The organism is Nocardia sp. NPDC051030 (assembly GCF_040683015.1).
Taxonomy (GTDB): domain Bacteria; phylum Actinomycetota; class Actinomycetes; order Mycobacteriales; family Mycobacteriaceae; genus Nocardia.
On the sequence record NZ_JBFBCD010000013.1, the window covers coordinates 187,878 to 213,482 of the forward strand.

Annotated in this window: 24 protein-coding genes; 8 read left to right on the top strand and 16 right to left on the bottom strand. The window is 65.3% G+C overall.

Annotated features, from left to right (window positions below; translation table 11 throughout):
• Positions 1-2: 2 nt before the first annotated feature.
• Genes AB0N05_RS36415 through AB0N05_RS36425 form a run of 3 tightly spaced genes read right to left on the bottom strand, consistent with a single transcriptional unit; the run spans position 3 to position 3,327 of the window.
• Positions 3-1,013 (bottom strand): 3-oxoacyl-[acyl-carrier-protein] synthase III C-terminal domain-containing protein, encoded by a 1,011-nt coding sequence (locus tag AB0N05_RS36415; protein ID WP_364703240.1) that lies wholly within the window; start codon positions 1,011-1,013, stop codon positions 3-5.
• An 8-nt stretch (positions 1,014-1,021) separates the two neighbouring features.
• The gene (locus AB0N05_RS36420; RefSeq protein WP_364702952.1) at positions 1,022-1,681 is read right to left on the bottom strand and encodes an SRPBCC family protein; all 660 of its coding nucleotides are present in this window, start codon (positions 1,679-1,681) and stop codon (positions 1,022-1,024) included.
• Positions 1,678-3,327: a thiamine pyrophosphate-binding protein gene (locus AB0N05_RS36425; protein WP_364702955.1), complete on the bottom strand. Its 1,650-nt coding sequence runs from the start codon at positions 3,325-3,327 to the stop codon at positions 1,678-1,680. The genes AB0N05_RS36420 and AB0N05_RS36425 overlap by 4 nt, the downstream gene beginning before the upstream one ends.
• Before the next feature lie 381 nt (positions 3,328-3,708).
• Here AB0N05_RS36425 and AB0N05_RS36430 point away from each other — a divergent pair, with 381 nt between their 5' ends.
• Positions 3,709-4,947, top strand: a complete 1,239-nt coding sequence (locus tag AB0N05_RS36430) for an MFS transporter (RefSeq protein ID WP_364702957.1) — start codon at positions 3,709-3,711, stop codon at positions 4,945-4,947.
• The gene (locus tag AB0N05_RS36435) at positions 4,944-6,173 is read left to right on the top strand and encodes an amidohydrolase (protein ID WP_364702960.1); all 1,230 of its coding nucleotides are present in this window, start codon (positions 4,944-4,946) and stop codon (positions 6,171-6,173) included. Before AB0N05_RS36430 ends, AB0N05_RS36435 begins: the two co-directional genes overlap by 4 nt.
• Here AB0N05_RS36435 and AB0N05_RS36440 read toward each other — a convergent pair.
• The 8 genes from AB0N05_RS36440 to AB0N05_RS36475 form a co-directional block, all read right to left on the bottom strand.
• Positions 6,130-7,206 (bottom strand): AAA family ATPase, encoded by a 1,077-nt coding sequence (locus tag AB0N05_RS36440; protein WP_364702962.1) that lies wholly within the window; start codon positions 7,204-7,206, stop codon positions 6,130-6,132. The genes AB0N05_RS36435 and AB0N05_RS36440 overlap by 44 nt on opposite strands.
• Before the next feature lie 1,076 nt (positions 7,207-8,282).
• The gene (locus tag AB0N05_RS36445) at positions 8,283-9,116 is read right to left on the bottom strand and encodes an SAM-dependent methyltransferase (RefSeq protein WP_364702964.1); all 834 of its coding nucleotides are present in this window, start codon (positions 9,114-9,116) and stop codon (positions 8,283-8,285) included.
• Positions 9,117-9,296: 180 nt separating this feature from the next.
• Positions 9,297-10,511: a serine hydrolase domain-containing protein gene (locus tag AB0N05_RS36450; protein ID WP_364702967.1), complete on the bottom strand. Its 1,215-nt coding sequence runs from the start codon at positions 10,509-10,511 to the stop codon at positions 9,297-9,299.
• Between the two features lie 24 nt (positions 10,512-10,535).
• Positions 10,536-11,651 carry a ferredoxin--NADP reductase gene (locus AB0N05_RS36455; protein WP_364702969.1) on the bottom strand — a complete coding sequence of 372 codons (1,116 nt, stop codon included), beginning with the start codon at positions 11,649-11,651 and terminating at the stop codon, positions 10,536-10,538.
• Positions 11,648-12,616, bottom strand: a complete 969-nt coding sequence (locus AB0N05_RS36460) for an SDR family NAD(P)-dependent oxidoreductase (protein ID WP_364702972.1) — start codon at positions 12,614-12,616, stop codon at positions 11,648-11,650. The genes AB0N05_RS36455 and AB0N05_RS36460 overlap by 4 nt, the downstream gene beginning before the upstream one ends.
• Positions 12,613-14,175, bottom strand: a complete 1,563-nt coding sequence (locus tag AB0N05_RS36465) for an NAD(P)/FAD-dependent oxidoreductase (protein WP_364702975.1) — start codon at positions 14,173-14,175, stop codon at positions 12,613-12,615. The genes AB0N05_RS36460 and AB0N05_RS36465 overlap by 4 nt, the downstream gene beginning before the upstream one ends.
• Positions 14,176-14,204: 29 nt before the next feature.
• Positions 14,205-15,083, bottom strand: a complete 879-nt coding sequence (locus tag AB0N05_RS36470; RefSeq protein ID WP_364702978.1) for a metal-dependent hydrolase — start codon at positions 15,081-15,083, stop codon at positions 14,205-14,207.
• Positions 15,084-15,114: 31 nt separating this feature from the next.
• Positions 15,115-15,975, bottom strand: a complete 861-nt coding sequence (locus AB0N05_RS36475; RefSeq protein WP_364703242.1) for a metal-dependent hydrolase — start codon at positions 15,973-15,975, stop codon at positions 15,115-15,117.
• A gap of 124 nt (positions 15,976-16,099) precedes the next feature.
• On the opposite strand from AB0N05_RS36475, the gene AB0N05_RS36480 reads away from it, so the two are divergent.
• Positions 16,100-16,816: a TetR/AcrR family transcriptional regulator gene (locus tag AB0N05_RS36480; protein WP_364702981.1), complete on the top strand. Its 717-nt coding sequence runs from the start codon at positions 16,100-16,102 to the stop codon at positions 16,814-16,816.
• 14 nt (positions 16,817-16,830) lie between these two features.
• Here AB0N05_RS36480 and AB0N05_RS36485 read toward each other — a convergent pair whose 3' ends face one another.
• Entirely contained in the window at positions 16,831-17,454 is a 624-nt protein-coding gene (locus AB0N05_RS36485) for a TetR/AcrR family transcriptional regulator (protein ID WP_364702983.1), read from the bottom strand.
• Between the two features lie 132 nt (positions 17,455-17,586).
• Here AB0N05_RS36485 and AB0N05_RS36490 point away from each other — a divergent pair, with 132 nt between their 5' ends.
• Together AB0N05_RS36490 and AB0N05_RS36495 are read left to right on the top strand one after the other, a co-directional pair.
• Positions 17,587-18,450, top strand: coding sequence for an oxygenase MpaB family protein (locus AB0N05_RS36490; RefSeq protein WP_364702986.1), 864 nt, complete (start codon positions 17,587-17,589; stop codon positions 18,448-18,450).
• Between the two features lie 78 nt (positions 18,451-18,528).
• The gene (locus tag AB0N05_RS36495) at positions 18,529-19,500 is read left to right on the top strand and encodes a nitronate monooxygenase family protein (protein ID WP_364702988.1); all 972 of its coding nucleotides are present in this window, start codon (positions 18,529-18,531) and stop codon (positions 19,498-19,500) included.
• Between the two features lie 31 nt (positions 19,501-19,531).
• On the opposite strand, the gene AB0N05_RS36500 is transcribed toward AB0N05_RS36495, so the two are convergent.
• Both AB0N05_RS36500 and AB0N05_RS36505 read right to left on the bottom strand, forming a co-directional pair.
• Positions 19,532-19,672: a hypothetical protein gene (locus tag AB0N05_RS36500; protein ID WP_364702991.1), complete on the bottom strand. Its 141-nt coding sequence runs from the start codon at positions 19,670-19,672 to the stop codon at positions 19,532-19,534.
• A gap of 65 nt (positions 19,673-19,737) precedes the next feature.
• Positions 19,738-20,904 carry a lipase family protein gene (locus AB0N05_RS36505; RefSeq protein WP_364702995.1) on the bottom strand — a complete coding sequence of 389 codons (1,167 nt, stop codon included), beginning with the start codon at positions 20,902-20,904 and terminating at the stop codon, positions 19,738-19,740.
• Positions 20,905-21,077: 173 nt separating this feature from the next.
• Here AB0N05_RS36505 and AB0N05_RS36510 point away from each other — a divergent pair, with 173 nt between their 5' ends.
• Complete coding sequence (locus AB0N05_RS36510; protein ID WP_364703245.1) at positions 21,078-21,653, top strand: NADPH-dependent FMN reductase; 576 nt, start codon at positions 21,078-21,080, stop codon at positions 21,651-21,653.
• A 196-nt stretch (positions 21,654-21,849) separates the two neighbouring features.
• Here AB0N05_RS36510 and AB0N05_RS36515 read toward each other — a convergent pair whose 3' ends face one another.
• The gene (locus AB0N05_RS36515; protein WP_364702998.1) at positions 21,850-22,599 is read right to left on the bottom strand and encodes an enoyl-CoA hydratase-related protein; all 750 of its coding nucleotides are present in this window, start codon (positions 22,597-22,599) and stop codon (positions 21,850-21,852) included.
• Positions 22,600-22,682: 83 nt separating this feature from the next.
• On the opposite strand from AB0N05_RS36515, the gene AB0N05_RS36520 reads away from it, so the two are divergent.
• Positions 22,683-23,327, top strand: a complete 645-nt coding sequence (locus tag AB0N05_RS36520) for an NAD(P)-binding domain-containing protein (RefSeq protein WP_364703248.1) — start codon at positions 22,683-22,685, stop codon at positions 23,325-23,327.
• A 2-nt stretch (positions 23,328-23,329) separates the two neighbouring features.
• Here AB0N05_RS36520 and AB0N05_RS36525 read toward each other — a convergent pair whose 3' ends face one another.
• On the bottom strand, positions 23,330-24,136 hold the full coding sequence (locus AB0N05_RS36525) for an SAM-dependent methyltransferase (RefSeq protein WP_364703000.1): 807 nt from the start codon (positions 24,134-24,136) through the stop codon (positions 23,330-23,332).
• A gap of 133 nt (positions 24,137-24,269) precedes the next feature.
• On the opposite strand from AB0N05_RS36525, the gene AB0N05_RS36530 reads away from it, so the two are divergent.
• Positions 24,270-25,601: a diguanylate cyclase gene (locus tag AB0N05_RS36530; protein ID WP_364703002.1), complete on the top strand. Its 1,332-nt coding sequence runs from the start codon at positions 24,270-24,272 to the stop codon at positions 25,599-25,601.
• The last annotated feature ends 4 nt before the right edge of the window (positions 25,602-25,605 follow it).

Below are 25,605 nucleotides of genomic sequence, written 5' to 3' on the forward strand. Positions count from 1 at the left end.
GCTCAGCGCCCGCCCCAGCGCACGGCGGTGGCCGCCGCGAAATCACCGGCATGCGCGAACCCAGCGAACATCACCACCGATCCGGCCGGAACCCGGCCCTCATCGACCGCACGATCGAAGGTCACCGGAATCCCGGCCCCGAACAGATTCCCGCACTCGTCGAACGTGTCCGGATGCCGTTCCTGCGGCAGCATGAGCGCATCCCGCCAGTTCCGCAGGAAGGCACGATTGGGCTGATTGGTGACCAGCAGATCCAGTTCATCGGACCGCACGCCGATCCGCTTGCACACGGTGTGCGCCACCTCGGGCACGATCCGATTGCCGCGGGCCAGCACCTTGGCGATCTTGGATTCGGTGAAGCCCACATGCAGCTGCCCGGGCCCGGCTTCCCAGTAACGGCGCGGCGGATCGGAGATGGCCGTCATCTGCCCGGCGAACTCCGGCAGATGCCGGGTCTCGATATCCAGAATCGGCGAAACCGACGATTTCACCAGCAGTCCCGCGCCCGCGCCGTCACCCGGAATGGCCGCCTGCGGCTTACTACGCACATCCTCCTGTGTGAAGATCTGCCCCGCCACATTCTGGATGGTCACAATGAGCGCCGACTTGGCATCGGAGCTCATCATGATCTGCCGAGCCAGTTTCATGGCATGCACGAAGGCCGCGCAGCCGCCATTGTGCAAGTCGATCAACCACTCCGGCGCGATGCCGAGCCGCGCCGCCACCTCCCCGCCATTGCCGACGAAGGCAATCTCCGGCAGCTGCGTGTGCACGATCAGAATGTCGATGTCGCGCAGCACTTCCCGGCCCTGCCGCTCCAGAATCGGAGCCACGGCCCGTTCCGCCATATCGGCTGGCGTCTCACCCGGCGCAACATGATGGCGGAACTTAGGAGCCTTGAACATGACGTTCGAAGTGACGTCGTCCGGGTCCGCATACTGGGTGAAATAGTCTGCCGGAACAATGTTTTCGGGCAGGTACCCCGCAACGTCGATCAAGCTCACGGATTCCATGCTCATCATCAGTCCATCCATTCCGGCTTGATCGGCTGACCGGCGGCATGGCGGTGCTCGCAGATCGCCTTGAGATTGCGCAGTTCCAGCAGGTGCCCGGCCGCGAACAGATGCCAGAAGTCACCCACCCACACCGGCCGGTCCGCGGGCGCGGTCTCCGGGAGGCCGTTCTCGTCGTAGAAGGGGTGATGGCAGTTGGTCCACAGCACCACCGACCCGGGCTTGTTCAGCACCAGCTGCGCGTCGATGACCCGCATGAGGTAGATCATCCACAGCTGCTCGCCCTGATCCCAGGCACAGTGATAGTCGACGGTGCGCGCCTGCGGATTCCCCTCGGTCCGCGTATAGATCCGCGTATGCGACCCGATCCGGTCGTCCGACACCCACACATCCGGATCCTCGGTACGCTCGAAACCCCGCATGCTGTAAGTCCATTCGCACAGGCTGCGAGTGTCGGCGAGGTATTCATAGACCTCGTCCGGCGGCGCGGCCACATACTCGTGCACCGTGCAGTACTCCCCGAAAATCTCATCGTGCGGGTACACCGCCCGGGTCATATCGAGCACCAGCGGCATGCCCTCCTTGAGCGGCATTGTCTCGATGCGATACACCCCCGGCACATCCAGGTGCGGTACTTCGATCGGCTCGGCCTTGACGGTCTCGGTCATAGTGCAGGCTCCTTGAGGAAGGGTGCGAAGGGCGGGATTTCGTCGGGGTCACAACGAAGTTCGATGAAGGCGGGCCCGCGGACTGCAAGCGCCTTGTCGAGCGCGACCTCGAAGTCCCCGAGTGTGGTGGCAGTCCAGGCGGGTAGCTCGGGGAACATGGCCGCGACGCCCGCCCCGATCTCGGCCGGACGGAAGCGGTTGAAGGTGTAGTCGCCGGAGTAGTACAGCTGCTCCCGCGTGACGCACATGGCGTGCGCATTGTTGTTGAAGACGATGAAAGTGACCGGAGCCTGATACTCGATCGCGGTATGCAGCTCGTGCCCGTGCATGAAATACGAACCGTCCCCGGCGATTACGACGGTCCTGCGGTCCCGCCCCAGCGCCGACCCGATGCCCGCACCGAACGAATACCCCATGCCGCCCATGCCGAGCGCGATCAGAAACCGTCCGCCCTCGGGCACCGGCAGATGATGCACCACCGCCGCCCCGGTATTCCCGGCATCGGCGACCACATCGGTGCCGGGCTCCAGCCGCTCGGCAATAGCCAGCACGGCTTCGCGATACCGCACGCCCGGCCCCGTCGCAGCGGGAGTCTTCAGCTCGCCAAGCGGATCGGCCTGCGCCACACCGAATCCAGGCCGCGAGGTCTTCACCGCCAGCTCGAGCAACTGATCATTGAGCCGCCCCCGCACCCGCGCATGCACCGGCACGAACGGCTCATCGGTCCCTAGATGCACCACCCGTGGGCAACCGGCCAGCGCATCATCCAGCCCAGCCCGAGCGGTCATCGGCAACGCAGCGCCAGCTAACACAACCAGCGCAGCCTGAGCGACCAGCTCCGGAGCCCGCGGATGCCCCATGATCCCGACAACCCCCGCGAATCGCGGATGCCGGTTCGACAAAGCATCTTTGGCATCGGGTGTGACCAGTACGGATGCATCCAGCGAAGCGGCCAGAGCGGCCAACTCGGTGCGTGCATCGGCCCGAGCTATCTCCGGCCCGGCGATAATCACGGCCGGTCCCGGTGCGGCGAGCAGTTCAGCAACCTCGGCAAGCGAATCTCGCCCATCGACCACCGCGGCCCGCAGCTCATTCACAGTCCCAGACACCGTGGCCGCCTGAATATCCTTGGGCAGCAGCAGCACCGCCGGTCCACCGCTCAACGCGGCCTCGATAGCCCGATCCAGCTCAGCATGAATATCCTCCGCCCGAACGACTTTCGCGCAATACCGCGACACCGACCGAAAGATCGCCTCGGCATCGAGCCGCCCCGCCGCCCCGCTGGTGTCCTGAAACGCACCCTTGCCCTCGACCCCGGTCGGCGGCTGCCCAACCAGCGCCAGCACCGGAACTCTCGAATCAAACGACTCCCCCAGCGCGGCAAGCAAATTCAATGCCCCGCCACCAGACGTAGCCGCCACCACGCCAAGCCGATTGGTCGCCCGCGCATACCCGTCCGCCATAGTGGCCGCGCCGAACTCATGCTTGGCGACAATGCCTGTCATGGAAACCCGGCTGCGCTGCACCGCATCGTAGACGTCTTCGATATTCGCCCCGCCGACGCCGAAAATATGGTCGCTGTACTCCGCGATCCGCTCGACGACAACGTCCGCGACGGTGTGGGCAGTTCTTGCACGATCGGACACAGTCCCCCATCTCGACATGCATTGCGTGCGATACATCGCCCACAAGGTATCTGCTTTCAACAGTCTCAGACAATGTGTCTCAGGTCACAGAGTTGCCCTGAAAATGCTGGTACGCAGGGCTTTTGATAAACGAAAGCCCCGCCGCACACAGCTCCGGCGGGACCGGGGTGCGGTGGTCGGACCACCGAACCGGCATCACGATGGCTACCGGTTCACGATCAACTCATCCATATCTACGAGCGGACCCCGGATCCGGTTCACCGCATGCCGACGAAACCTGGGGCTCGGCTCCTGAAGCGGGAACGGCGGATTCCAACCTATCCTCGGGCACGGGGCATGTTTGTGGCACGGAGCCACTTCACCCGCCGTGAAAGGGCTTGGATGCCACGCACTACCCGGATAACCGTCATGCTGCTGTTCGCGGCATGGGTTGTCGACTACATCGACCGGACCGTGATCAACTTCGCGTTGCCCGATATCGGTAGTGATCTCGGGCTGGACCACACTCAGCGCGGTCTGCTGGTCTCCGTGTTCTTCATCGCCTACGCGCTCGTGCAGGTGCCCGGCGGCCTGCTGGCCGACCGCTACGGTGCGCTGCGAGTCGGCATGATCGGCCTGCTGGCCTGGTCGGTTTTCACCGGATTGACGGCGGTGGCATGGTCATTCAGCGCGCTTCTGGCCATGCGATTCCTGTTCGGACTCGTGCAGGGCGTGTTCCCGGCGGCGGCGATCAAGGCCCTCGCCGAACGCAGCCTGCCCGAACAGCGGACCACGGCTACCGGCTGGACCAACTCCTCCAATGCGGTGGGCATCCTGCTGGCCTCGGTGATCGCCGGAATCCTCCTGCCCACGGCGGGCTGGCGAGTGATGTTCGCGGTCATCTCGATCCTGGGTGTGACGGTCATCGTGGCATGGCGGCGCTGGATGCCGGAACCCCTTCCGCAGGAAAAGATTCCGATGGCGGCGGGCGGCCAGGCCGCCGAACGCCGAGCCGTCCTGTTCGCCCCGTCGCTACTGGGCTTCGCGGCCATCTTCTTCGGCTACGACGTGCTGGTGTGGGGCGTCACCGCCTGGACGCCCAGCTTCCTTCAGGAACAACGAGGCATCTCCACCATCGGCATAGCCTGCGCCGCAGTCCCGTCTACTCTCGCCGCGGCGGCCGGTGTGGTCCTCGGCGCGCGGATCTCGGACAAGCTGGGTGGCCAACCGCGCGTAATCGTGGTCCCCGCCATGCTTTTCACCGCGGTAATGCTCTTCTTCCTGCCGCGTGCCGAGCCATTCCCCCTGTTCGTGATCATCGGAACGCTCATGAGCCTGGCGGCGGGCCTGGCCTTCATGCCCGCATTCGCCGTCCCGCTGCGCGCCCTGCCCAGCACCTATATCGGCGCGGCCTCCGGCGTGATCATCTTCGGCGGCCAGCTGGCGGGTGTGCTCAGCCCGCTGGCGTTCGGCGCGGTGACCGATCACTTCAGTTACACAACGGCTTTCGAGACCATGGCGATCGGCCCGCTGCTGGCGATCATCGCCGCTTGGCTGGTCCCGCAAACCGCCGACGCATTCCGGGCGGCCGTGGGCACCCGACGCCCCGCCGTCATCCCCGACAAGGAGGTCCTCCCATGACAGACCCGACCACGCTCGATGCACACTGGCTGGAGATCTACCGCCACCTGCACGCGCACCCCGAGCTGTCCGGAGTCGAATTCGAGACCGCCCGCCTGGTGGCCGAGGAACTCCGGGCACTCCCCGGCTGGGAGGTCACCGAAAACGTAGGCGGCACCGGCGTGGTCGGCGTCCTGCACAATGGCCCCGGCCCCGTGATCTGGTTGCGCGCCGACATGGACGCCCTCCCCGTCCAGGAGGAAACCGGCCTCGACTACACCTCCCTCACGCCGGGCGTCATGCACGCCTGCGGCCACGACATCCATGTCGCCGCACTACTCGGCGCCTGCGCCCAACTCTCCGCGGACCCGCTGCCCGGCACTTTCGTCGCCCTCTTCCAGCCCGCCGAGGAAACCGGTTCCGGCGCGGAAGGCATGCTCGCCGACGGCCTCCTGGACCGATTCCCCCGCCCGCGCATAGTCCTCGGCCAGCACGTCAGCCCGCTCCCCGCAGGCCTGGTCCTCTGCAAAAGCGGCACTCTGATGGCGGCCGCCGACTCGATCCGCGTCACCTTCAACGGCGTAGGCGGCCACGCCTCCCAACCACACACCGCCATCGACCCCTTGCTGATGGCAGCCTCCCTGGTAGTCCGCCTGCAAGCCCTCACCGCTCGCCAGGCAGCAACCGCCGCCACCCCGGTCCTCACCGCCGGTGCCCTGCACGCGGGCACCCGCCCGAACATCATCGCCGACACCGCCGAAGTCCTGCTCAGCCTCCGCACCTTCACCGACTCCTCCCGCGACCGCATGCTCGAAGCCATCCACCGCATAGCCCAAGCCGAAGCCGCCGCGGCCAATGCTCCCGTCGACCCCAAAGTCGAGCCCTACGACCACTTCCCGGTAACCACCAACACCCCCGGCGACACCGAACGAGTCATGTCCACCCTGACCTCAGCAGGCATCCCGGTAATGCCCCTGACCCATCCCATAACCGGCAGCGAGGATTTCGGCCTCTTCGCCACCGCAGCCAACTGCCCCTCCGTCTTCTGGCACATAGGCGGCATGTCCCTGACCTCCTTCACCGAATCCGACCAGTCCTACATGCTCACCGAAGCCGCCCTCCCACCCCACCTCCCCTCCAACCACTCCCCCCACTTCGCCCCCGACCCCCTCCAAGCCCTCCCCGCCGCAATCACCGCAATGGTCACAGCAGCCCGAGCAGAAGCTCACCCGCAACCGCTGCGATAGTCCGCTCGTCGGTATCGATAACCCAAGCGCCCCCACGGTTTTCACGAAGCCCACCCGCCTCCTCGGCAGCCCGGACCACTAACCCAGCCTGCCGAAGAGGCGAAGCCCCGACCAGCGAATCCCCCGCCAATCGGGGCCCTCGCCCATGCCCACGCAACGCAATCCGCTCAGCCAGCACACCCGGCGACGCCTCCAGATACACAGTCCTGACAAGCTCCCCCGCAAGCGCCGTCTCATATCGATCAGGCGCCCCCCGAGCCACAACAATCAAAGCCCGAGCCCCCGCCTCCCGATACCCCCGCCAAACCTGTAAAAGGTTCTCGCCCTTAACCATCGGAGCTAACTCCCCCGAGCAAAACCCCAGCTGCTCCACATCGATATAGGCAGCCGGAATCCCCCGCCCCCGCAGCAGCTGCAAAACCTCCCACCCCACAGCCGACTTCCCTACCGCAGTGGGCCCGACAAGCACCAACACCGGCAGCCCTTCCCCCGCCACCGGCCCAGCAAGTTCCGAGGCCAACGGAATCACCTCTGCCCGACCCGGTTTCATCTGCTCGGCAAGCTTCTCAACGACCTCATCAGGCGACATCGCCGTGGTATCGAACGGAGCCCCAATCCCATTGCACTCCAACGCATCCGCCACCGCCATCAGCCGATCAACCAACTCCTCCGGCGACCCGCGCCCAAGATACCGACGTCGCAACTCCTCCCGACTACAGCAAAGCCGAACCAGCCCAACCCCCGTGCCCAAAGCATCCCGAACTCGCTCAATCCCCCGATCCGGATCAACCACCCCCGACACAATGACCTGCTCCACCCCATAACGGCGAAAAGTCTCGAGCACTCTCAAGACGTTGATCGCCTTCAGCTGGTGACGATCCGAGTCCCCAACAGGCGCAGGCACAAGAATCCCAAGCTGATCAATATCCACATACGCAACCGCCACCCCCTCCGCCCTGGCCCGCCCATACAGCCCCCACCCAACCGTCGACTTCCCAACCCCCGGCGCACCGGTCAACCACAACACAAACACCCAAAAACGCTACTGACAGAACGCACCCGTGTCAGATGATTTAAGCGCCCACCGGCACCCCTCGGACGGCTCGGCCTTCGGCCATCGCTTTCATTAACCGCACCGGTCAAAACCAGTGTCTCGGCTGCTCGTGTCCGAAGCGCACGGCAGTACGGATATAGCGTGGTCGCTTCGCCTGCCGTACCCGACTTTGGCTCCCCAGCCCGGAGCCGTTACCTCTCGTTCCAGCCTGGCTGGATGGCTGTGGTCCCGTTCCGGGACCAACAACCAAAGACAAAACGCGAAAAGACAAGAGATCCAAGACAAAGGACAAGGACGCCTGGACAAGAAGGGACAAACAAGAGATACAAGACAAGAACAAGGACCAACGAGCGGCCGTTGATGCCCCAAATGCGCCCTGCCGCTGTGCATCTCGGGTAGAACACGTTCAGGAGGGACATGAGGCTGGTGCAACCGGACAAAACCCCGGCTCATGCCCCCTCTCGATGAACAGCCCACCCCGACACGCGTGTGGTGCGGCCCGACACGCCGGTCGGCGGGGCGAGGGAGCTGTGGTGGTGGGGACACGCCGGAAATCCCACCACCAGAGCTCCCTCACCACCCGCCAGCCGCAACTCGACTCCCGCCACCCGCAACTCGACGCACCCGCAGGCCCCCTTCGAGACTGAGCCGGTGGAATCCAAGCGCAGCGAGGTCCGGGACGCGCAGCGCAGCGAGCCAGGGGGAGACCTCCACGGCTCGGGGCGTCTCGAGTCTTGTTCTTTGAGGTTTTGTCCCTTCTTGTCCAGGCATCTTTTGTCTTGTGTCTCTTGTCTTTTCGTGTTTGGTTCTTTAGGGTTTGGTCCCGGAACGGGACCACAACCTTCCAGCCAGGCTGGGACGAGAGGTGACGGCTCCGGGCTGGGGAGCCAACGTCGGGTACGTCCGGCGACGCAACCACGCTATATCCGTACTGCCGTGCGCTTCGGGCACGAGCGTCCCGAGTCGTGGTTCTGACCGGTGCGGTTAATGAAAGCGATGGCCGAAGGCCGAGCCGTCCGAGGGTCGACACTGGTTGGCCACTCGAGTGAGGCCATTCAATTCTTCCGGCCGATCCCGCCCGCTATGCAGTGGCGGACTGGGGAAAGCGGCGTGAGGTGTGGCCCGTCGGGCCACCAGTTGTCGCAAAGAGTGAGCCCCGGGGTGATCATTTCGAGGTTGGCGAACATGGATTGAAGTTGGGGGCGGGTGCGGAAGACGCCGCTGGCCATGGGGCTTTGGAGGAAGACGGATTCCATGTTGCGGGCGAGGGTGCTGTGGGCCGGGGTCTCGGGGTCGAAGAAGTGGGCTATGGCTACGTAGGAACCCTTGGGGAGGGCGTCTACGTAGGTCTGCATCAAGGCTGCTGAGTCTTCGCCGAGATAGTGGTGGAGAGTGCCTATTTGGAAGAGGGCTATGGGGCGGGAGAAGTTCAGGGCCAAGCGGATTTCGGGGTGGGTGAGGACTTCGGAGGGTCGAAAGATGTCGGCGTCGACGATGGTGGTGCGCGGGCTGCCCATGAGGAGGGCGCGGGAGTGGGCCAGGACCATGGGGTCGTAGTCGACATAGACGACGGAGGAGTCCGGGTTGATGCGCTGGACAACCTGGTGGGTGTTTTCGGCGGTGGGGAGGCCGGAGCCGAGGTCGAGGAATTGATCTATACCGGCCTCCCTGGCTAAGAAGCGACACACTCTGATCAGGAAATCTCTATTGGCCAAAGCTAATTCGCAGGCGTCAGGGGCTACGGCACGGACTTGCTCCAGGATCGCCCGATCGACTTCGAAGTTGTCTTTGCCATTGAGCGCGGCATCGTAGACGCGCGCGATGCTCGGGCGTGTGCTGTCCACACCGACCGGCGCGGCAGTTGGGTAAACAGCTGAGAACTCGGACATCGCAAACTCCCCTGGCGTGTGCGGCACGATCTCGACACGCCGAGTCTCTCGCATTCACCCAGTTTTCGGACCGAGTTCACCGGACCCGACCGATCCTGCCAGGGGAGTTAGCTGGCCAGCTGCCCAAATAGCTGCACGGCCCGTTGGGGTTTGCTTTGCGGGCCACGCGGATTGTGAATATCAGGCCGCCCGCGCCGCCCGCCGACGACGATCACCCGCAGCGCCCGCCCGGGCAATGCTCGGCAGCAGGAGCGACAGTAGCGACATATCGAATGGCAGATACGCCAGATCCAAGCGATTGTGGACGAAGCCAACGGCCAGACCGGAATCCGGATCCACCCAGCCGCCGGAACCACCCAACCCGAGATGCCCGAACCCGCGCGGCGCACCGATCGTCGGCAACGGGTGATAGCCGAGCTGCCAGAACGCCAGCCGGTGCGAATCCGGGCTGAGGTGCGTGGAACGGTCCAGCGCACGGGCCGTTTCGGGCGAAATCAGATAGTTGCCGCCCACCGAGCCCTCCCCCGCGATGGCGGCGTACACCCTGGCGATCGCTTCGGCACTGAATACCCCTGTGGCAGCACCATTCTCGGCATTCAACAGCTCGGGATACGGACCACGGAGGACATCCTGCGCACCCGAGACATGCATGGCGCGGACAGCCGTGCCCACGAACGGAACTCGCGCCGCCGCCGCGGTGATCGGCCTCCCGAGACGCGACCCGGTAGCGGCAAGACTGGAACCTACGAGTTCCGCCACCACCGTGCCATCGTCGGGCCGCCCCAAATGGATGCCGGTGGCCCCGAGCGGCTCAGCGATCTCGGTGCGATACAGCTCGCCCATGCTCAAGCCGGTGACCGCCCGCGCCAGCCCGCCGAGCAGCCAGCCGAAAGTGAGCGCGTGATAGACCGGGAACCCGCGAGTCCAATCCGGCGTGGCCGACGCCAGCCGATGCTCCATCAATATGTGATCGAGCACATCGGCGGGCTCGTCCAGCACCCGCCGCAGGTCCGACAGCCCCGCGCGGTGCGCCAGCACATCACGCACGGTGATCGAATGCTTTCCGGCATCCCCGAACTCGGGCCAATACTCGGCCACCGGTGCGTCGTAGTCGAGCAGCCCGCGATCCACCAGCCGGTGAATCACCATCGCAGTGATCCCCTTACTGGTCGAGAAGGTGAGCGCTGTGGTGTCACCATCCCAGGGAATCTCTCCCGCCCGATCCGCTGTCCCGGTCCAGATATCGACCACAGGCTCGCCGCACAGATATACCGCTAGCGCCCCTCCGGTCCGGAGGTAGTGCGCGAACACGCGCTCGAAGGCCCGCACGGTGGAGCCGAAGCGCGGGTCGGCGAAGCCGCCGATCCCCTCGGGTAGTTCTGACAACGTTGTCATTAGGGCAACCTCGTTCTCGGGCCGTTACTGGTCGAAGGCTATGTGCAGGTCGTCGGACTCCGGAAGGGTCTGACAGGCCAAGGTGAGGCCCATGGCGAGCTCCTCGTCGATCAAGGATTCGTTCATGAGCATGCGGGTGCGGCCGCGCTCGACCCGGCACACACAAGTGCCGCAGGCCGATTCACGGCATACGTAGGGGGCGTCGATGCCATGGTCGAGGAGGACGTCGAGGAGCTTCTTCGTCCTCGGCCATGGCAGCGTGTGGGTCTCGCCATCGATCTCGACCTTGACGGTGGCGGTGTCGGCCGAGGCGCGTAGGGGCGCGGCCACCGGTGCGGGAGCCACCGCGACCGCGACTCCGGCCCCGGCCTGAGGAGGCCCAACGGCATGCGCAGGCGTCACCACGGCGGCATGCCGTTCGAACGGGTTGTCCGTCAGCGAGCGGTACTCCTCCTGCCGGATCGCCCGCTCGGGTATCCGCAATCGCGCCAAACCATCCTTGATCGCCGATGCGAATCCTGCTGGGCCACAGAGATACACGTCGTACTTGCGATAAGGCCGCGCCCAGGTGGCAATGCCACGAGCGTCAGGAAGTCCACGTTCCGATTCCAGCCAATGCAGAACACTCAGCCGCCGCGGATTACGCCGAATCAACTCCTGCAACTGCCGCGCGAAGATGATCGACTGCCGATCCCGGTTGGCATACAGCACAACCACTTTCCCCCGCCCCATTGCCAGCGCCGACTTGAGAATGGACATGATCGGCGTGATCCCGCTCCCCGCCGCACAGAGCAGCAGATCGCGGTTCCAGTTGCGCGGCGCGAAGTTCCCGGCAGGCTCCAGCACGGTGAGCACGGATCCAGCCGAAACGTTGTCGCACAGCCAGTTCGACGCATACCCGCCAAGCGTGCGCTTCACTGTCACGGCCGGTCGCTCACCGCAATGCGGACTGCTGGACAGCGAGTAGCACCGCGCTACCGATCCCGTCTGCTCGCTCGGCACCCGCACAGTCAGGAACTGCCCAGGCGAATAGGCGAATCGACGACTCAGCTCGACGGGCACATCGAAGATCAGCGAGACCGCCTCGGAGGTCTCGCTGACGACTTCGCGCACCACCAGCTCGTGGACGCGTGCGTTCATCCCGCGTCTCCCCTGCCGGATACCCCTCTACCGGATGCCACGGCCTCCGGCGTGGCGGTACCGCTCGGCGCAGCAGCGGCGGCGAATCGCTCCAGCAGCCAGGCACCGGCCGATTCGATTCTCTCCATCGAGATCGGCTGGGTGATACGCCGATTCACACCCGGCGCAATGCGCAGCATGAAGTATCCCAGCCAAGCCTCGGCCCGCACCGGCACCACGGCCAGGTCGAACCGCACCGCCCGCACCACGGCCCGCGCCACCAGATCCGGACTCAGCGGCGAGAACGGCAGCTGCGCCGCGAATTCCTGTACCTGCCTGGCGATCTGCTTACCGCGCTCGACCAACTCCGGATCGACACCGACCGTTGTGGCGTGCTCACCGATATTGGTATTGATCACGCCGGGGCAAATGGCGCTCACCCCAACACCTTTCGGTGCCAGTTCCAGGCGCAGACACTCGGTGAGCATCTTCACTCCGGCCTTGGATACCGAATACGCCGACATGACGGGCGTCGGAGTGAAAGCAGCCGCGGAGGCGATATTCACGATGTGCCCCCGCTTGCCCTCGTCGATCATCTGACGCCCGAAAGCCCGGCAGCCATACACGACTCCCAGCAGATTCACGCTCAGCTGCTTGTCCCAGTCCTCCGGTTCGAGGTCCAAGAACGCCCCGCTGACCAGGATCCCGGCATTATTGACCAGCACATCCGGCACCCCGTGATCGGCATGCACATCCCGCGCGAACGCCGCCCACCCCGCCGGATCGGTCACGTCCAACTGCATGGCCACACCCCGATGCCCGGCCGCCTGAATCATGGCGACGGTGCCCAGCGCGGCATCCTTGTCGATATCGGAGACGATCACCCGCGAGCCCATGCGGGCGAAGCGCAGCGCCACCGCCCGCCCGATTCCGCTGCCCGCGCCGGTGACGACCACCAGCCGCGGATCGATGCCATTGAGTTTCACGATGCCTCCTTGGACACTGCGACCGCCGGCACCGGCGCGCCCACGGTGTAGCGATATACGTCGAGATCGAAATGCCGGTTCTGCCAATACATCTCGCCGTGCGTGGACGGCCGGAACGGGGAATCCCCGTGATTGTCGATGTAGTAGGTGTTGGAGCCCTCGCACACCGGCGTGAACAGGAAGTTCTTCTCCTGTCGCCGCAGGCATTTGCGGTAGTACTCGTCGTGCACGTCCTGCCGGATCTCGATCTCGTTGGTGCCACGGCGTTTCGACTCGGCAATGGCCCGGGCCAGGTGCGCCGAGGTGGCCTCGATCAACCAGATGTAGGAGCCCAGCACAAACCCGTACGGCCCGGTAATGGTGAACGCATTAGGGAATCCCGGCACCGTCACGCCCTGATAGGACTGGTAGCGGTGCTGGTCCCAGAAGGTCTCCAGGTCCTTGCCGTGCCGCCCGTGCACCGGGAACGGCGGGATTGCGCCCTTGTCCCACAGCTTGAATCCGGTGGCGCAGATCAGGATATCGATCTCGTGCTCGACGCCATCGGCGGTGAGCACGCCGTGTTCGGTGACCCGTTCGATGGAATCGGTGATGAGACTGACGTCCTGGCGGTTGAACGTCTTCAAGTAGTCGTTCGACATGGACGGCCGTTTGCAGCCCAATCCGTATTTCGGGGTGAGCTTTTCGCGCAGCACGGGATCGCGCACCTGCCCGCGCATCCAGTTCCGGATCGGGGCCTCAGCCAGTCGGCGACCGGTATCGGTGAGCCATTTCGGCCCGGCCACCATGCCGCTCATGGCCAGTTCGGTGCCGATATTCCCGGCCAGTCGCAGTACGGAGCGAATCCGCTTCTGCCCCAATATTTGCCGACCCAGCCAGCCCACCTCGGAGTCTGACTTGGGGAACACCCAGATCGGCGTGCGCTGAAAGACGGTGAGATGCTCGGTCTCATCCACAATGACCGGAATCAGTTGCAGGGCAGTGGCACCGGTGCCGATCACGGCGACCCGTTTCCCGCTCAGCGCCACATCGTGATCCCACATGGCCGTATGCACGAGCGTCCCGCCGAACTCCTGCAATCCCTCGATATCCGGCATCTTCGGCCGCTCCAGCCCACCGACCGCCAGCACCATATACCGGCAGGTCAGCTCCTGCCCGCCGTCGGTACGCAACCGCCACAGGCTGTTCCCGTCATCGAACTCGGCGGCCACGATGGTGGTATTCAGCCGGAGCCGGTTCCGCAGCCCGTACTTGTCGACCATGCTCTCGGCATAGTCGCGAAGTTCTGTGCCGGGTGCGAAGATTCGCGACCAGTCACCGCGCTGCTCGTAGGAGAAGCTGTAGATGAACGAGGGGATGTCCACCGCCACACCGGGATAGGTATTGGCATGCCAGGTACCGCCGACCCGGTCCCACTTGTCCACGATCAGGAAGTCGTGGATCCCTTTGCGCTGCAATGCGATGCCGGTTCCGATGCCGCCGAATCCGGCCCCGACCACGATGACCTCGTGATCGGGGCGAATCCCGGCAGGCGCACCCCGGCCGTCGTCTTTGCTCATGTCATGTCCTCGGCTCAGGTGCTCGCGGCTCAACCGAGGCGATCCAGCAGTTCGCCGTGCGCCCCGAACAGCTCCCGCCGCCACCGTTCGAGCAGCGCATTGGTGTCGATATCGTCGGGATGGAAGCCCGGCCGCATATACGGGCGGATCTCCTTCATGAGTCCCTTGACGATCGGCCCGCGATACAGCCGAATCGACTGCCGCACCACCTTGATCGGCCGCCAACTGCGGGGGTCACTGAGAATCGACGCGGCGACACCGAGCGAGACCACCGGAATCGTGAAGGCGTAGGTGCCCGCCATGAGCACGATCCGCACGACCTCCGAACCACCGGTGGCGCGGAACACGTCGAAGGCCACCGACTTGTGCTCGAGTTCCTCGAATGCGTGCCAGTTCAATAGATTCCAGACTTCCGGATCGCCGGGAATGTTCTGAATCGCTTCATTGCCCAGCACCCGGACGGCAAGCGTCGAGGTGTAATGCTCGGCCAGCGCGGTGACGGCCAGATGCACCTGCCGCGGCACCAGGTTCTCGACCATGATCAGCCCGCGCTCGCGCAGTGCGCCGGGCCCGAAGGTGAAGATCCGCACGATCGGGAAGCCCATCTCGATCAGCTGGTCATTGAGGGCGCGATGCTGCTGCCCGTGCATGGCTTCCTGCCCGATGAAGGCCGCAACGCGCTTTTTGAGCACCGGGTCCTTGATGTCGTCCGAGAATTTGCGCACCGAGCGGATGAACGATTCCTCACCCGGCGGGAACGCGCCCGACAGAATCGCGATGAGGTGGGTCAGCGGAATGTCGTCTTGCACGAAATGATGCGACATAGGCTCGGGCTGACCGAACCGGAAGCGCATGCGCCGCACCTTCGGATACGCATTGCGGGACTGGGTGTCCTGACCGATCGTCATTGGTCGGTCCTTTCTTCGATGGAGTTGTGGGTTACTTCAAGTGGTCGACCAGCGCACCGTCTTTGCCGAAAAGCTGCTGCTGCCACTGGATGAGCAGGGCGTTGGTGTCGATATCGTCGGGGTGGAAGCCGGGCCGCATGTACTTGGCCAGCTCGGCCATCAGCCCGCGGAAGATGGGGCCGGTGAACAGCTGATAGGCCTCGCGCGCCACCCGGGCGGGCTGCCGCCGTGCCACCGGGTCGCGGGCCAGCGAAACCGCCAGGGACCCATAGGTGAACGGCAGCGTGATCGAGTACATGGCGGCCATGACGCCGATCCGCATGCGCTCGCTGCCGCCGACGGCGCGGAACACGTCGAATGCCACCGATTTGTGCTCGAGTTCTTCCAGCGCATGCCAATTCAGCAGACTCCAGAATTCGGGTGAGGCCGGAATGTTCTGGATCTCGTCGCTGGAGAGCACGCGTTCGGCGAGGACGGCCGTGAAGTGTTCAGCCGCCGCGGTCATGGCCAGATGCACTGGCGCGGGCAGTCTCTCCTCGAGCCGCAGGAAGCGTTCCTTCTGCGGCTCGGAGTCCATCCATTCGATGGGATAACCCATTTCGACCAGCTTGTCATTGAGCCGGCGGTGTTCCTGGCCGTGCATGGCCTCCTGGCCGACGAAGCCGGTGACGCGTTTGCGCAGGACCGGATCGGTGACCTGCTCGGCGACGCGGCGCACGGAACGGATGAACGATTCCTCGCCGGGCGGGAAGCCGCCGGAGAGTCCGGCGACGAAATGACTGAACACCATGTCGCCGTCGACGAAGTACTTGTCGTTCGAATCGTGTTGGTCGAAGCGGAATTTGATCCGCCTGGCCTTGGGGTAGCTGGTTGCCGGGAGCGTACTAGCCATCATGACCATCCTTGGTGCAACACCGAGTACCTAGTACTAGGTGTTCGACGTGAGGTCAGTGTAGGATTGTCCCAGACAGATAGGCAAGGGGTGCGCCGTAACGGATCGAATTACAATCTGGCACATGGCCTCCCACCCTCGTGACGACCGTCCGGCGGACCTGAAGGGTGACGCCAGGTACGACCGCTGGCATACGCACCGCACCTCCGTACGCGCCGAACTCATCGAGGCCACCATTCGCGCCATCGATGAGCACGGTCCCGATCTGTCCATCGACGATGTGGTGAAAACCGCTGGTATACCGCGCCCCAAGCTGTACCGCTTCTTCGGCGACAAGGTGGAACTACTGGCCGCGGTGAGCGGGCGCGTGCAGCAGCTCATCGTCGAACGGGTGACCCCGCACCTCGACCCGACCGGACCCGCGCGCGAAGCCATCCGGACCGCGCTGTCCGCCTATGTCGAACTGGTGGCGGAGCGGCCCAACCTGTTTCGCTTCATCGTCAGCTCACACGTGGTCGCGGCCTTCGGCGCCACCCGGTTGATCGAGGAAGGCCGCCCACTGTCCGATACGGTCGCGGGGTTCTTCTCCGCGATGCTGCGACGGCGCGGCGCGAATGGGGATCACACGCAGTTCGTCACCGACGCCATGCTCGGCGCGATCGGCCTGGGCGTGCTGCGCTGGCTCAATGATCCGGTCATCACCGCCAAGGAACTCGCCGAGCAGCTGACCTCCTTCGCGTGGGGCGCGCTGTCCGCCACGGCCGAATCCCGCGGCCTGGTCCTCGATCCCGACGCGCCCTTGGCCGTGTTCCCCGAATTCTCCGAGCAGCCCAACGCCTAGCGCACGAAGCGGATTCAGGGTGCGGTGAACAGTGGTTGCAAGTAGCGGACGACGTAGTCGCGCAACTGCTCTTCGGTGTCCAGCTGCGGCGGGGCATCCGGTGTCAGCACCAGGGAGTGGATCAGCCGGACGACGGTGGTGGCATAGAACTCGGTTTGGCCATTATCGTTGAGGCCCAGTCGAGCCCGGTTCGCAGACACCTGAGCCATGACGAAAACCGTTGCTATGCGCAGGATCTCACCGGCTTCCAGGGTGAGCCAGCTCAGCACCTCGTCCTTGTCGACCACGAGCAGGCGCCGGATCATCGGGTGATCGCGCAGCGTGGTGACGGTGAAGATGAAGCCGCGGGTGTGCCGTTCGAGGGGATCCTCGATCTCACCGATCCGTTCGCCGATCTCGGCCAGCGTGCGCCGCACCTCGTGCGTGAAGGCCGCACGGGTGATCTCGTCGCGCCCGCCCATGCGCCGGTAGAGCGTGGTGCGATTGACCCCGGCCCGCTTGGCAATGTCGTCGGCACTGGTCCGGCGGATGCCGACGAGCATGTACTGCTCCAGTGCGGCCTCCTTGATCCGCAGGTCGAGGGCGTCATCGGGCCCGGCCGCGGTCAGTAGCGCCTGTAGTGAGATCGGGGAATCCAAGGGTCAGCACCTCCGGGGCGAGTCTATCCAGGCCGTGCAACAAAGACACAAAATTTGTCGCCTCTTGCAACATGTAGAGAGAATATGTTGCACTACTCCAGTAGCAGTTCCCAATGGAGTGGAGGCCACGACATGACCAGTGCCGCACATGTCGAATCCCAGCAGGTGAACGAGCCGATCGGAGCGCCGATTGGACCCGGTTCACTGCTCTGGAAGTACTTCGGTGACCAGCGCTTGAAGCTGTTCCTCGGCCGCTCCGGCACACTCCAGAACATGCATCCGGCCGTGCACGCCGCGCTGCAACAGCACTCGAACTTCTTCGACGACCCGTGGGACCGGCTGCTGCGCTCGATTCCCCGGATCGAGGACTCGATCTATTCGCCGGAATCCGCGGCGGCCGTCAAGGTGCGCGACTACCACCGGGAGATCAAGGGAGTCGACGAGCACGGCAAGCGGTATCACGCGCTGAACCCGGACATCTTCTGGTGGACGCACGTCACCTTCGTCGAAACCGTCATGACCATGAACGACTACTTCGGCACGCCGCTGACCCACGCGGAAAAGGAACAGCTGTGGGCCGAGGGCGTCACCTGGTGGGAGCGGTACGGGCTGTCCATGCAGCCGGTGTTCGGCACTCATGAAGAGTTCCAGGCGTATTGGGACCGGATGCTCGACGAGGAGCTGGAATCCAACCAGACCACCGACTTCGCCGTCAACTCCGTGAACACGCCTATCCCACCGATTCCCGGTGTGCCGGAATGGATGTGGGCGGTGGTTCGTCGGCCGGTCATGAGGTTCAATGTCTGGCTGCTGGCGGGCCTGATGCCGGAGCGGGCCCGGCGGACCCTCGACCTCGACTGGAACCAGCGCGACGAGCTGCGGCTCCAACTCTTCGCCGGTGCGGTGCGGACCGTATGGCCGCTGGTGCCACGGCGGTTGCGCTACGACTCGAATACCTACCGCCACATCGTGGCCGCCGAGAAGGCCGGGCGCTGAACCGGTAGGTTCGCACCCGTACTGGCAAGATGTTAATAGCGCCTTGCGCGTGTAGTTCCACCGAAGGAAGCTGCGTCAATGAGCCTGCCGCCCATCCTGTCCGATCGCCTGCGCCTGCCCGCGGTCGCATCACCCATGTTCATCGTGTCCGGGCCGGAGCTCGTCATCGCGCAATCGCGGGCCGGGATCGTCGGCTCGTTCCCGTCGCTGAACGCGCGCACGCAATCCCAGTTCCGGGATTGGCTGGTCCGCATCAATGAGGAACTGGCCAAGCACGACGTCGATAATCCGGAGAGCCCGTCCGCGCCGTACGCGGTGAACCTGATCGTGCACAAGAGCAATGACCGGCTGGAAGAGGACCTGGCCACCGTGGTCGAGTTCCAGGTGCCGATCGTCATCACGTCGCTGGGCGCACGCGCCGATGTGAACGAGGCCGTGCATTCCTATGGCGGCATCGTGCTGCACGACGTCATCAATAATGTGTTCGCGCACAAGGCCGTCGAGCGCGGGGCGGACGGATTGATCGCGGTCGCGGCGGGTGCGGGCGGGCATGCGGGCGCACAGTCGCCGTTCGCGCTGATCCAGGAGATCCGAGCCTGGTTCGACGGTCCGCTGCTGCTGTCGGGTGCCATCGCGCACGGCCGCTCGATCCTGGCCGCGCAGGCGGCGGGTGCGGATCTGGCCTATATCGGGTCGGCGTTCATCGCCACCGAGGAGGCCAATGCGGTGCCGAACTACAAGCAGATGATCGTCGACTCCTCGGCGGGCGACATCGTGTACTCGAACCTGTTCACCGGCGTACACGGAAACTACCTGCGCCCCAGCATCTCGGCCGCGGGGATGGACCCGAACAACCTGCCCCAATCCGACCCGTCCGCAATGAATTTCGCGACCGGAGACGTCACCGGCACGGGTGCCAAGCCATGGCGCGACATCTGGGGCTCGGGTCAGGGCATCGGCAGCGTGGACGCCGTAGTGCCGACCGCGCAGGTGGTGGACCGCCTGGCCCGCGAGTACGCCGACGCGAAGACACGGCTGCTTCAGCTCTGAGAGTCAGAGCGGGCGCAGCCGATGCGCCCGCTCACTCTCCGCCCGGCTCCTCGAACCGCTGCTGCCACACCCAGGCTTCCTCGGGCCGCCCGAGCGTTTGCAGCACGAACGCGAGGTGCTTCATGGCCACCGGGTGCCCGGCTTCCGCTCCGCTCCCCTGCGCGGTCAGCACCACTCCGAGGTTGGATTCCCTTCGGCACTGCCGTTTTCGGCGGCGCGGCGAAATCAGGACTCCGCTCAGGCCCCGCGCTGGAGCGAGACCTCGCGTGCCTCCTCGAGGCGCGCGGCGAGGAAGCGCATGGCCGGGCCCGCGAAAGACAGTGCGCCGGTGACATGTTCGCGACGCGGCATGGGATGCATGGTGACATCCACGCCGAGCGCCTTCCAGTCCTCGGCCAGCTGCACCGCCTGGGGATACGGAATGATCTGTTCGGCCGTCCCGCCTGCGACCAGAACCGGTGTGGCAGGGGCGATTCCGCCGAGCTTGTTCTCCAGCAGGCGCGCCTTCACCTCGGGCACCTCGAAGGGCGGGCGGCTGCAATACGTCGAGACATTCTTGGGCAGGAAGGCTCCCACCCCGATGCCCACCAGCGCGGCGAATCCGGCGTGGGTGCGGCGGAACAGCGCGGCCAGGGCGCGGCCCTGCGGCTTGAGGTACTGCATGACCTCGAGTTCCGGATAGGCCGCGTCGAGGCCGAGTACGCCGTAGAACAGCAGGAAGGCGTACGGGCTGCCGTCCAGGAAGTTGATCATGTCCGTCAGGTCGGCGGGCGCGGAACCGACTACGCCACCGGCCAATTGGAGGTCCGGTGCGTAGGTGGGTTGCAATTGCAGCGCCCAGCCCGCGGCACAACCGCCCTCGGAGTAGCCGTAAATGCCCAGCGGGCCTTGCGGATCCAGGCCCGCGGCGGTGAGACGACGTGCGGCGCGCATGCTGTCCAGCACCGAAGGCCCCAGCGAGCGGCCCATGACATACGGGTGCGTACCCGGATTGCCGAGCCCCGGATAGTCGGTGATGGCCAGCGCCCAGCCGCGGCGCAGTGCGGAGGCGATGAACAGCGATTCGTACTCGACACCGAAGCGCAGCTGCCAGGACGCGGCGGAGATCTTGTCGGCCAGGCCCTGGGTGCCGACGGCGTAGCCGATCAGCGGTCGCGAGCCCGGACCTCGCCACGGTTCGCGCGGCACCAGGACTGTGCCGGTGACCTGGGTGGGTTCCCCATTGCCGAGGGTCGAGACGTAGCTGATCCGCCAGGCGCGGGCGGGCAGCCGCAGCCCGGGCAGCATGCGTGCCGTCATGGGTTCCGCCGACAGCAGCCGGCCGGGGTTGGCCCCGCCGAATGTCGCGGTGGGGTGTCCGGCACCGACCGCCGCTTCGTCGAAGCGGTTGGTGTTCGCAGTCATCGTTGCCTGCCTTTCTGCACAAGCCTTGCTCTATGCACTTGTCGCACAATCGAATCCGAACGGTGACAACTGTCCGGGACAGCACGGCGTGCTCGCCAGAATACCGAAAATGAGAAGATTAGACAGGTTATGTCGCAGCTACTCTCACTCGCTGGGATTGCCCCGTGCGAAATATGCCGCCGATCGCCTATGTTGCGACGGTGGTGAGCAACCCATTGCATGTCCTGCTGATCTCGGGCAGCACCCGCGCCAATTCGACCAATACCTCCGCGCTGCGCACGGTGGCCGCCGACGCCCCGGAGGGCATCGAGGTGACGCTGTACGACGGACTGCTCGAGCTGCCCGCGTTCGTGCCCGGCGACGAGGCCGAGCCGCCCATCGTCGAGGCGCTGCACAAGCAGATCAACAATGCCGACGCCGTGCTCATCTGCACCCCCGAGTACGCCGGAATGATCCCCGGCAGCCTCAAGAACCTCCTGGAATGGACCGTCGGCACCGGAGACCTCAGCGATAAGCCCGTCGCGTGGATCAATGTCGCCTACGAAGGGCGCGGCGAGGAAGCCATCGCCACCCTGCGCACGGTCCTCGGCTACGTGGGCGCGGATCTCGTCGAATCCGCGAGCGGGCGAATCACCGTCGTGCGGGAGGCCATCGGCGAGGACGGCCTGGTGTCCGATCCCAATATCCGCGCCGATCTGACCGCCGCGCTCACCGCGCTCGCGAATCACACGCGGTACGGCAAGTACTGAGTCAGGCATAGTCCACACGTCGCGACGCCATGCCTGCTCCTCGAATCGACGGCTAACCACCTGCGGCTTCCAACCTGGCATCCCAAGCCACCATTGCGGTTGGCCGCGAACGCCAGAACATGGACAGCTCGCGCCCGCCACCGATTTCGCGGAGCGGGCGGCGCGGCTATCGGCGACTCGCCCTGCGGGGTTCGGATTACTTTCCGGTCCAGCGTGGTTCGCGACGCTCGAGGAAGGCGGCGATGCCTTCCTTGGTGTCGTCGGAGCTCAGGGTGGCGGCCATGGCTTGTTCGGTGACTCGCCAGGCTTCCGCGTCGTCGGCGGAGTTGAGCTGTTCGAGGGCGGTCAGGCTCTCGCGGACCGAGACCGGGGCATTGCGGCAGATGCGGGCGGCCAGCTCTACGGCGGTGTCCACCACCTCACCCGGGTCGGCCAGCTGGTTGACGAAGCCGAGGCGCCAAGCCCGATCGGCGGTGAGGGGCTCGCCGGTGAGGAGGAGTTCCTTGGCGATATTCAAGGGCAGGGCGCGGCGGGCGCGGAAGAGGCCGCCGCAGGTGGCGATGACGCCGCGGCTCACCTCGGGGAGGCCGAAGCTGGAATTGTGAGCGGCTACGACCAGATCGCAGGCCAGCACGATCTCCATGCCGCCGCCCAGGGCGCGGCCTTCCACGGCGGCGATGAGGGGCTTGCGGCGTTCGCGGCGGACCACGCCGTACGGGCCACCGCGTTCGGTCGGCGCGCCGGATCCGGCGGCCAGGTCGGTGCCTGCTGAGAAGACCGTATCGGTGCCGGTCAGCACGGCCACCCAGAGGTCGGGATCGTCCTCGAAGTCATTGAGCGCACGGTCCAGCCCGGCGGTCATTTCGGCGTCGATGGCATTGCGCTTGTGCGGGCGATTCATCCGGATGACCAGGGTTCGGTCGATGCGCTCCAAATCCACACTCATGGCCTCGATCATGACGGAATTCGGAGGATTCGGGCAGCCATCGCACCGACTTCCCCGGCCAGCGATACAGTTAAGTTCTAGCAATCTCCGGGAGTACACCACGACGGGAGTGCGCGGCCATGGATGTGGGCATCTTCGGCGCGGGCCATATCGGCCTCAGCCTGGCGGGACTGTTCGATCGCGCGGGCCACACCGTGCACATCACCAACCGGCATCCGGACGAGCTACCGGATCTGCTGCGGGACAAAGGATTACGTCACGCGCGGGCGTCCTCGATAGACGAAGTGGTCGACTCGGCGACCCTGCTGGTCGGGGCGGTGCAATGGGATCAGCTGGAGCTGCTGACCAAGGAACTGCCGGAGCTGGGCGGCAAGATCTGGATCGACCCGGCCAATCCCTTCGCCCGCGAGGCCGATGGCAGCGTCACCCTCCTCCCCACGGATGGACGCCCGACCAGCGCGATCGTCGCGGATATGGTGCCGAAGGCGCAGCTGGTGAAGGCCTTCAACAACTTCACCACGCCCATGTACCGATCCGGGCCGCTGACCTCGCTCGGGCGCATCGTGGCCCCGCTCGCGGGTGATCACCCCGCCGCACTGTGCCGAGTCGCCGAACTCATCAAAACCACCGGATTCGTCCCGATCGTGGTCGGCAATATCGACGACAGCGTGGTGCTCCAACCCGGCGGTGCGCTACGAGCGCTGAGCATTCCGATGATCGCGCCCTAGCGTCATTCCTTGATCGCGAGACCGCCGTACGCGCCCGAGCGCTCCGGGTTGTCATCGATATCGGCCGGGTTCTCCGGACGCCACAGCGGCAGCTGCACCAGGCCGGGCTCGAGCAGGGTCCAGTCGAGGAAGTAGGCGGCGATCTCGTCGTGGCTGCGCAGGGTGATCTCGGTGGAGGTGCGGCCGGAAAGCTTCTGCGCCTCCAGCACTTCCGGCGGCTGCCCGTCGGCGGTGGCGTGCGTGATGGCGACATAGCTGCCAGGCGCGCACACTTCCAGCAAGCGGGCCACCGCCGCGGCGGGATCGGCCTCGTCCGGGACGAAATGCAGGACGCCGAGCAGCAGGACGGCCACGGGGCGGGAGAAGTCGAGGAGCCTCGAGACCTCTGGATCGTTCAGAATGGAATCCGGGTCGGCCACATCGGCGTGCACGATGGCGGTGCGCTCATTGCCGTGCAGGATGGCTTGACTGTGCGCGACCGCGACGGGGTCGATATCCACGTAAACCACTCGGGCTTCAGGGTTGCGGGCCTGAGCGACCTCGTGCACATTGCCGACGGTCGGAATACCGGACCCCAGATCCAGGAACTGGTCGATACCGGCGTCGGTGAGGAAGCGGACGGCGCGGCGTAGCAGATCCCGATTGGCGCGCATGGTTTCCGCGACATTCGGGGTGAACTTCTCGATCATCTGCGCCAATTCGCGGTCGATCTCGAAATTGTGCATGCCGCCGACGAAGTAGTCGTACACGCGGGAGGCGCTGGGTCGATCCAAATCGATGCCCTCGGGAGCCCAACTCGGTCTGGTCATCGGATTCCGCAACCCCTCTCGAACCACACACTGCGCGCTCACAGTCAATAGTGAAGCGCCGCAATGATATCCCACTGCCACGAATCGGGTCGGTGTTCGCGAGCACCGACCGGTCGGGCTACCATCGATCCCCATGGCGTCGGATCCCCGGGGTGGGCCGGAGCAGGGTGGCCCGCACGCCGACTTGGTCGAACAGTGGACTACCGCGCTGGACAGCGGAGCCCGCGATCACGTGGTGCCCATGAGCCGGGACGAGGCCCGCGCCCTATTGCATGGCCTGGCCCGCCGCTTCGACGCCATAGCCCGCAATGGCGAATCCGCCGAACGGGTCGCCGATCTCGGAGCCGAACTGGCGCGTGCGCATTTCGTCGGCAGTCAGGTGCTCGGACGCAGCATCTCGGTGCTCGACGCGTACTTCGCGCAGGAACACACCATCCCGAAGGAGCGGGCCGCGGAACTACTCGGCGCGTTCACCATCGGGTATGTCCGCGAATTCCGGAAATGGCTACTGGCCGAACAGGAAAGCGTCCGGACCGCCGATATTCAAGCGCGCCGAGTCGTGCAGGAGCAGTTGCGCGCCAGTGAGGCGCGGTTCCGAGCGGTGTTCGCACAGGCCGGAATTGGGACCGGATTGTCCGATATGACCGGTCGCATTATCGAAGTGAATGCCGCGTTCGCGGACATGCTCGGCTACACCCCCGCCGAGATGTGCGCGCTGGACGTCACCGATCTCGGCCATCCCGAGGACGATCCCGGCATGTGGCCGATGTACGCGGCGGTGCTGCGCGGGGATGTCGAGAATGTCCACCTGGAGAAGGCGTATCCGCACAAGGACGGCTCCACCGTGTGGACCAAGATCAACGTCTCGCTCATTCGCGACGACCACGGCAAACCCCAATACACCCTGATCCTCGTCGAAGACATCTCCGAACAGCGGGCCCTGCGCGAACGCCTCCACTACCGGGCCCACCACGATCAACTCACCGGCCTCGCCAACCGCTCCTGCTTCTTCGACGCCCTCACGGCGGCCTTCGCCGAACCCGGCGCCCGAATCGGCCTCTGCTACGTCGACCTGGACCAATTCAAGGTCGTCAACGACACTTTCGGCCACGCCGTGGGCGACGAGCTACTGGTCCAAGCAGCCGCCCGACTCGACGACTGCGCCACCGGCCCCGGCCGCCTCGTTGCTCGCATGGGCGGCGACGAATTCGTCATCCTCATCCCCAACTCGCACTCCGAGGTAGACCCGCTGGCCCGCTGCGTTCGCGGCTCCTTCGCCCGCCCCTTCACCGTCCAAGGCCACCTCCTGACGGTGACCGCCAGCGTGGGCACGGCCGAGGAATACGCGGCCCACACCACCGCCGACGACCTCCTCCAAGCCGCCGACTACAGCATGTACTGGGCCAAAGCCGCAGGCCGAATACCCGCCCGCCCCCTCACCAACAACCCCACAGCCCCCAATTGACCTC

Excerpts from the sequence above, each read along its gene's own strand:
- AB0N05_RS36530 (WP_364703002.1), top strand. The coding sequence starts at position 24,270 with ATGGCGTCGGATCCCCGGGGTGGGCCGGAGCAGGGTGGCCCGCACGCC.
- AB0N05_RS36435 (WP_364702960.1), top strand. The coding sequence starts at position 4,944 with ATGACAGACCCGACCACGCTCGATGCACACTGGCTGGAGATCTACCGC.
- AB0N05_RS36515 (WP_364702998.1), bottom strand. The coding sequence starts at position 22,599 with ATGAGTGTGGATTTGGAGCGCATCGACCGAACCCTGGTCATCCGGATG.
- AB0N05_RS36510 (WP_364703245.1), top strand. The coding sequence starts at position 21,078 with ATGCCGCCGATCGCCTATGTTGCGACGGTGGTGAGCAACCCATTGCAT.
- AB0N05_RS36505 (WP_364702995.1), bottom strand. The coding sequence starts at position 20,904 with ATGACTGCGAACACCAACCGCTTCGACGAAGCGGCGGTCGGTGCCGGA.
- AB0N05_RS36480 (WP_364702981.1), top strand. The coding sequence starts at position 16,100 with ATGGCCTCCCACCCTCGTGACGACCGTCCGGCGGACCTGAAGGGTGAC.
- AB0N05_RS36470 (WP_364702978.1), bottom strand. The coding sequence starts at position 15,083 with ATGACGATCGGTCAGGACACCCAGTCCCGCAATGCGTATCCGAAGGTG.
- AB0N05_RS36450 (WP_364702967.1), bottom strand. The coding sequence starts at position 10,511 with ATGACAACGTTGTCAGAACTACCCGAGGGGATCGGCGGCTTCGCCGAC.
- AB0N05_RS36495 (WP_364702988.1), top strand. The coding sequence starts at position 18,529 with ATGAGCCTGCCGCCCATCCTGTCCGATCGCCTGCGCCTGCCCGCGGTC.
- AB0N05_RS36455 (WP_364702969.1), bottom strand. The coding sequence starts at position 11,651 with ATGAACGCACGCGTCCACGAGCTGGTGGTGCGCGAAGTCGTCAGCGAG.
- AB0N05_RS36525 (WP_364703000.1), bottom strand. The coding sequence starts at position 24,136 with ATGACCAGACCGAGTTGGGCTCCCGAGGGCATCGATTTGGATCGACCC.
- AB0N05_RS36465 (WP_364702975.1), bottom strand. The coding sequence starts at position 14,175 with ATGAGCAAAGACGACGGCCGGGGTGCGCCTGCCGGGATTCGCCCCGAT.
- AB0N05_RS36430 (WP_364702957.1), top strand. The coding sequence starts at position 3,709 with ATGCCACGCACTACCCGGATAACCGTCATGCTGCTGTTCGCGGCATGG.
- AB0N05_RS36415 (WP_364703240.1), bottom strand. The coding sequence starts at position 1,013 with ATGGAATCCGTGAGCTTGATCGACGTTGCGGGGTACCTGCCCGAAAAC.
- AB0N05_RS36475 (WP_364703242.1), bottom strand. The coding sequence starts at position 15,975 with ATGGCTAGTACGCTCCCGGCAACCAGCTACCCCAAGGCCAGGCGGATC.
- AB0N05_RS36420 (WP_364702952.1), bottom strand. The coding sequence starts at position 1,681 with ATGACCGAGACCGTCAAGGCCGAGCCGATCGAAGTACCGCACCTGGAT.
- AB0N05_RS36445 (WP_364702964.1), bottom strand. The coding sequence starts at position 9,116 with ATGTCCGAGTTCTCAGCTGTTTACCCAACTGCCGCGCCGGTCGGTGTG.
- AB0N05_RS36490 (WP_364702986.1), top strand. The coding sequence starts at position 17,587 with ATGACCAGTGCCGCACATGTCGAATCCCAGCAGGTGAACGAGCCGATC.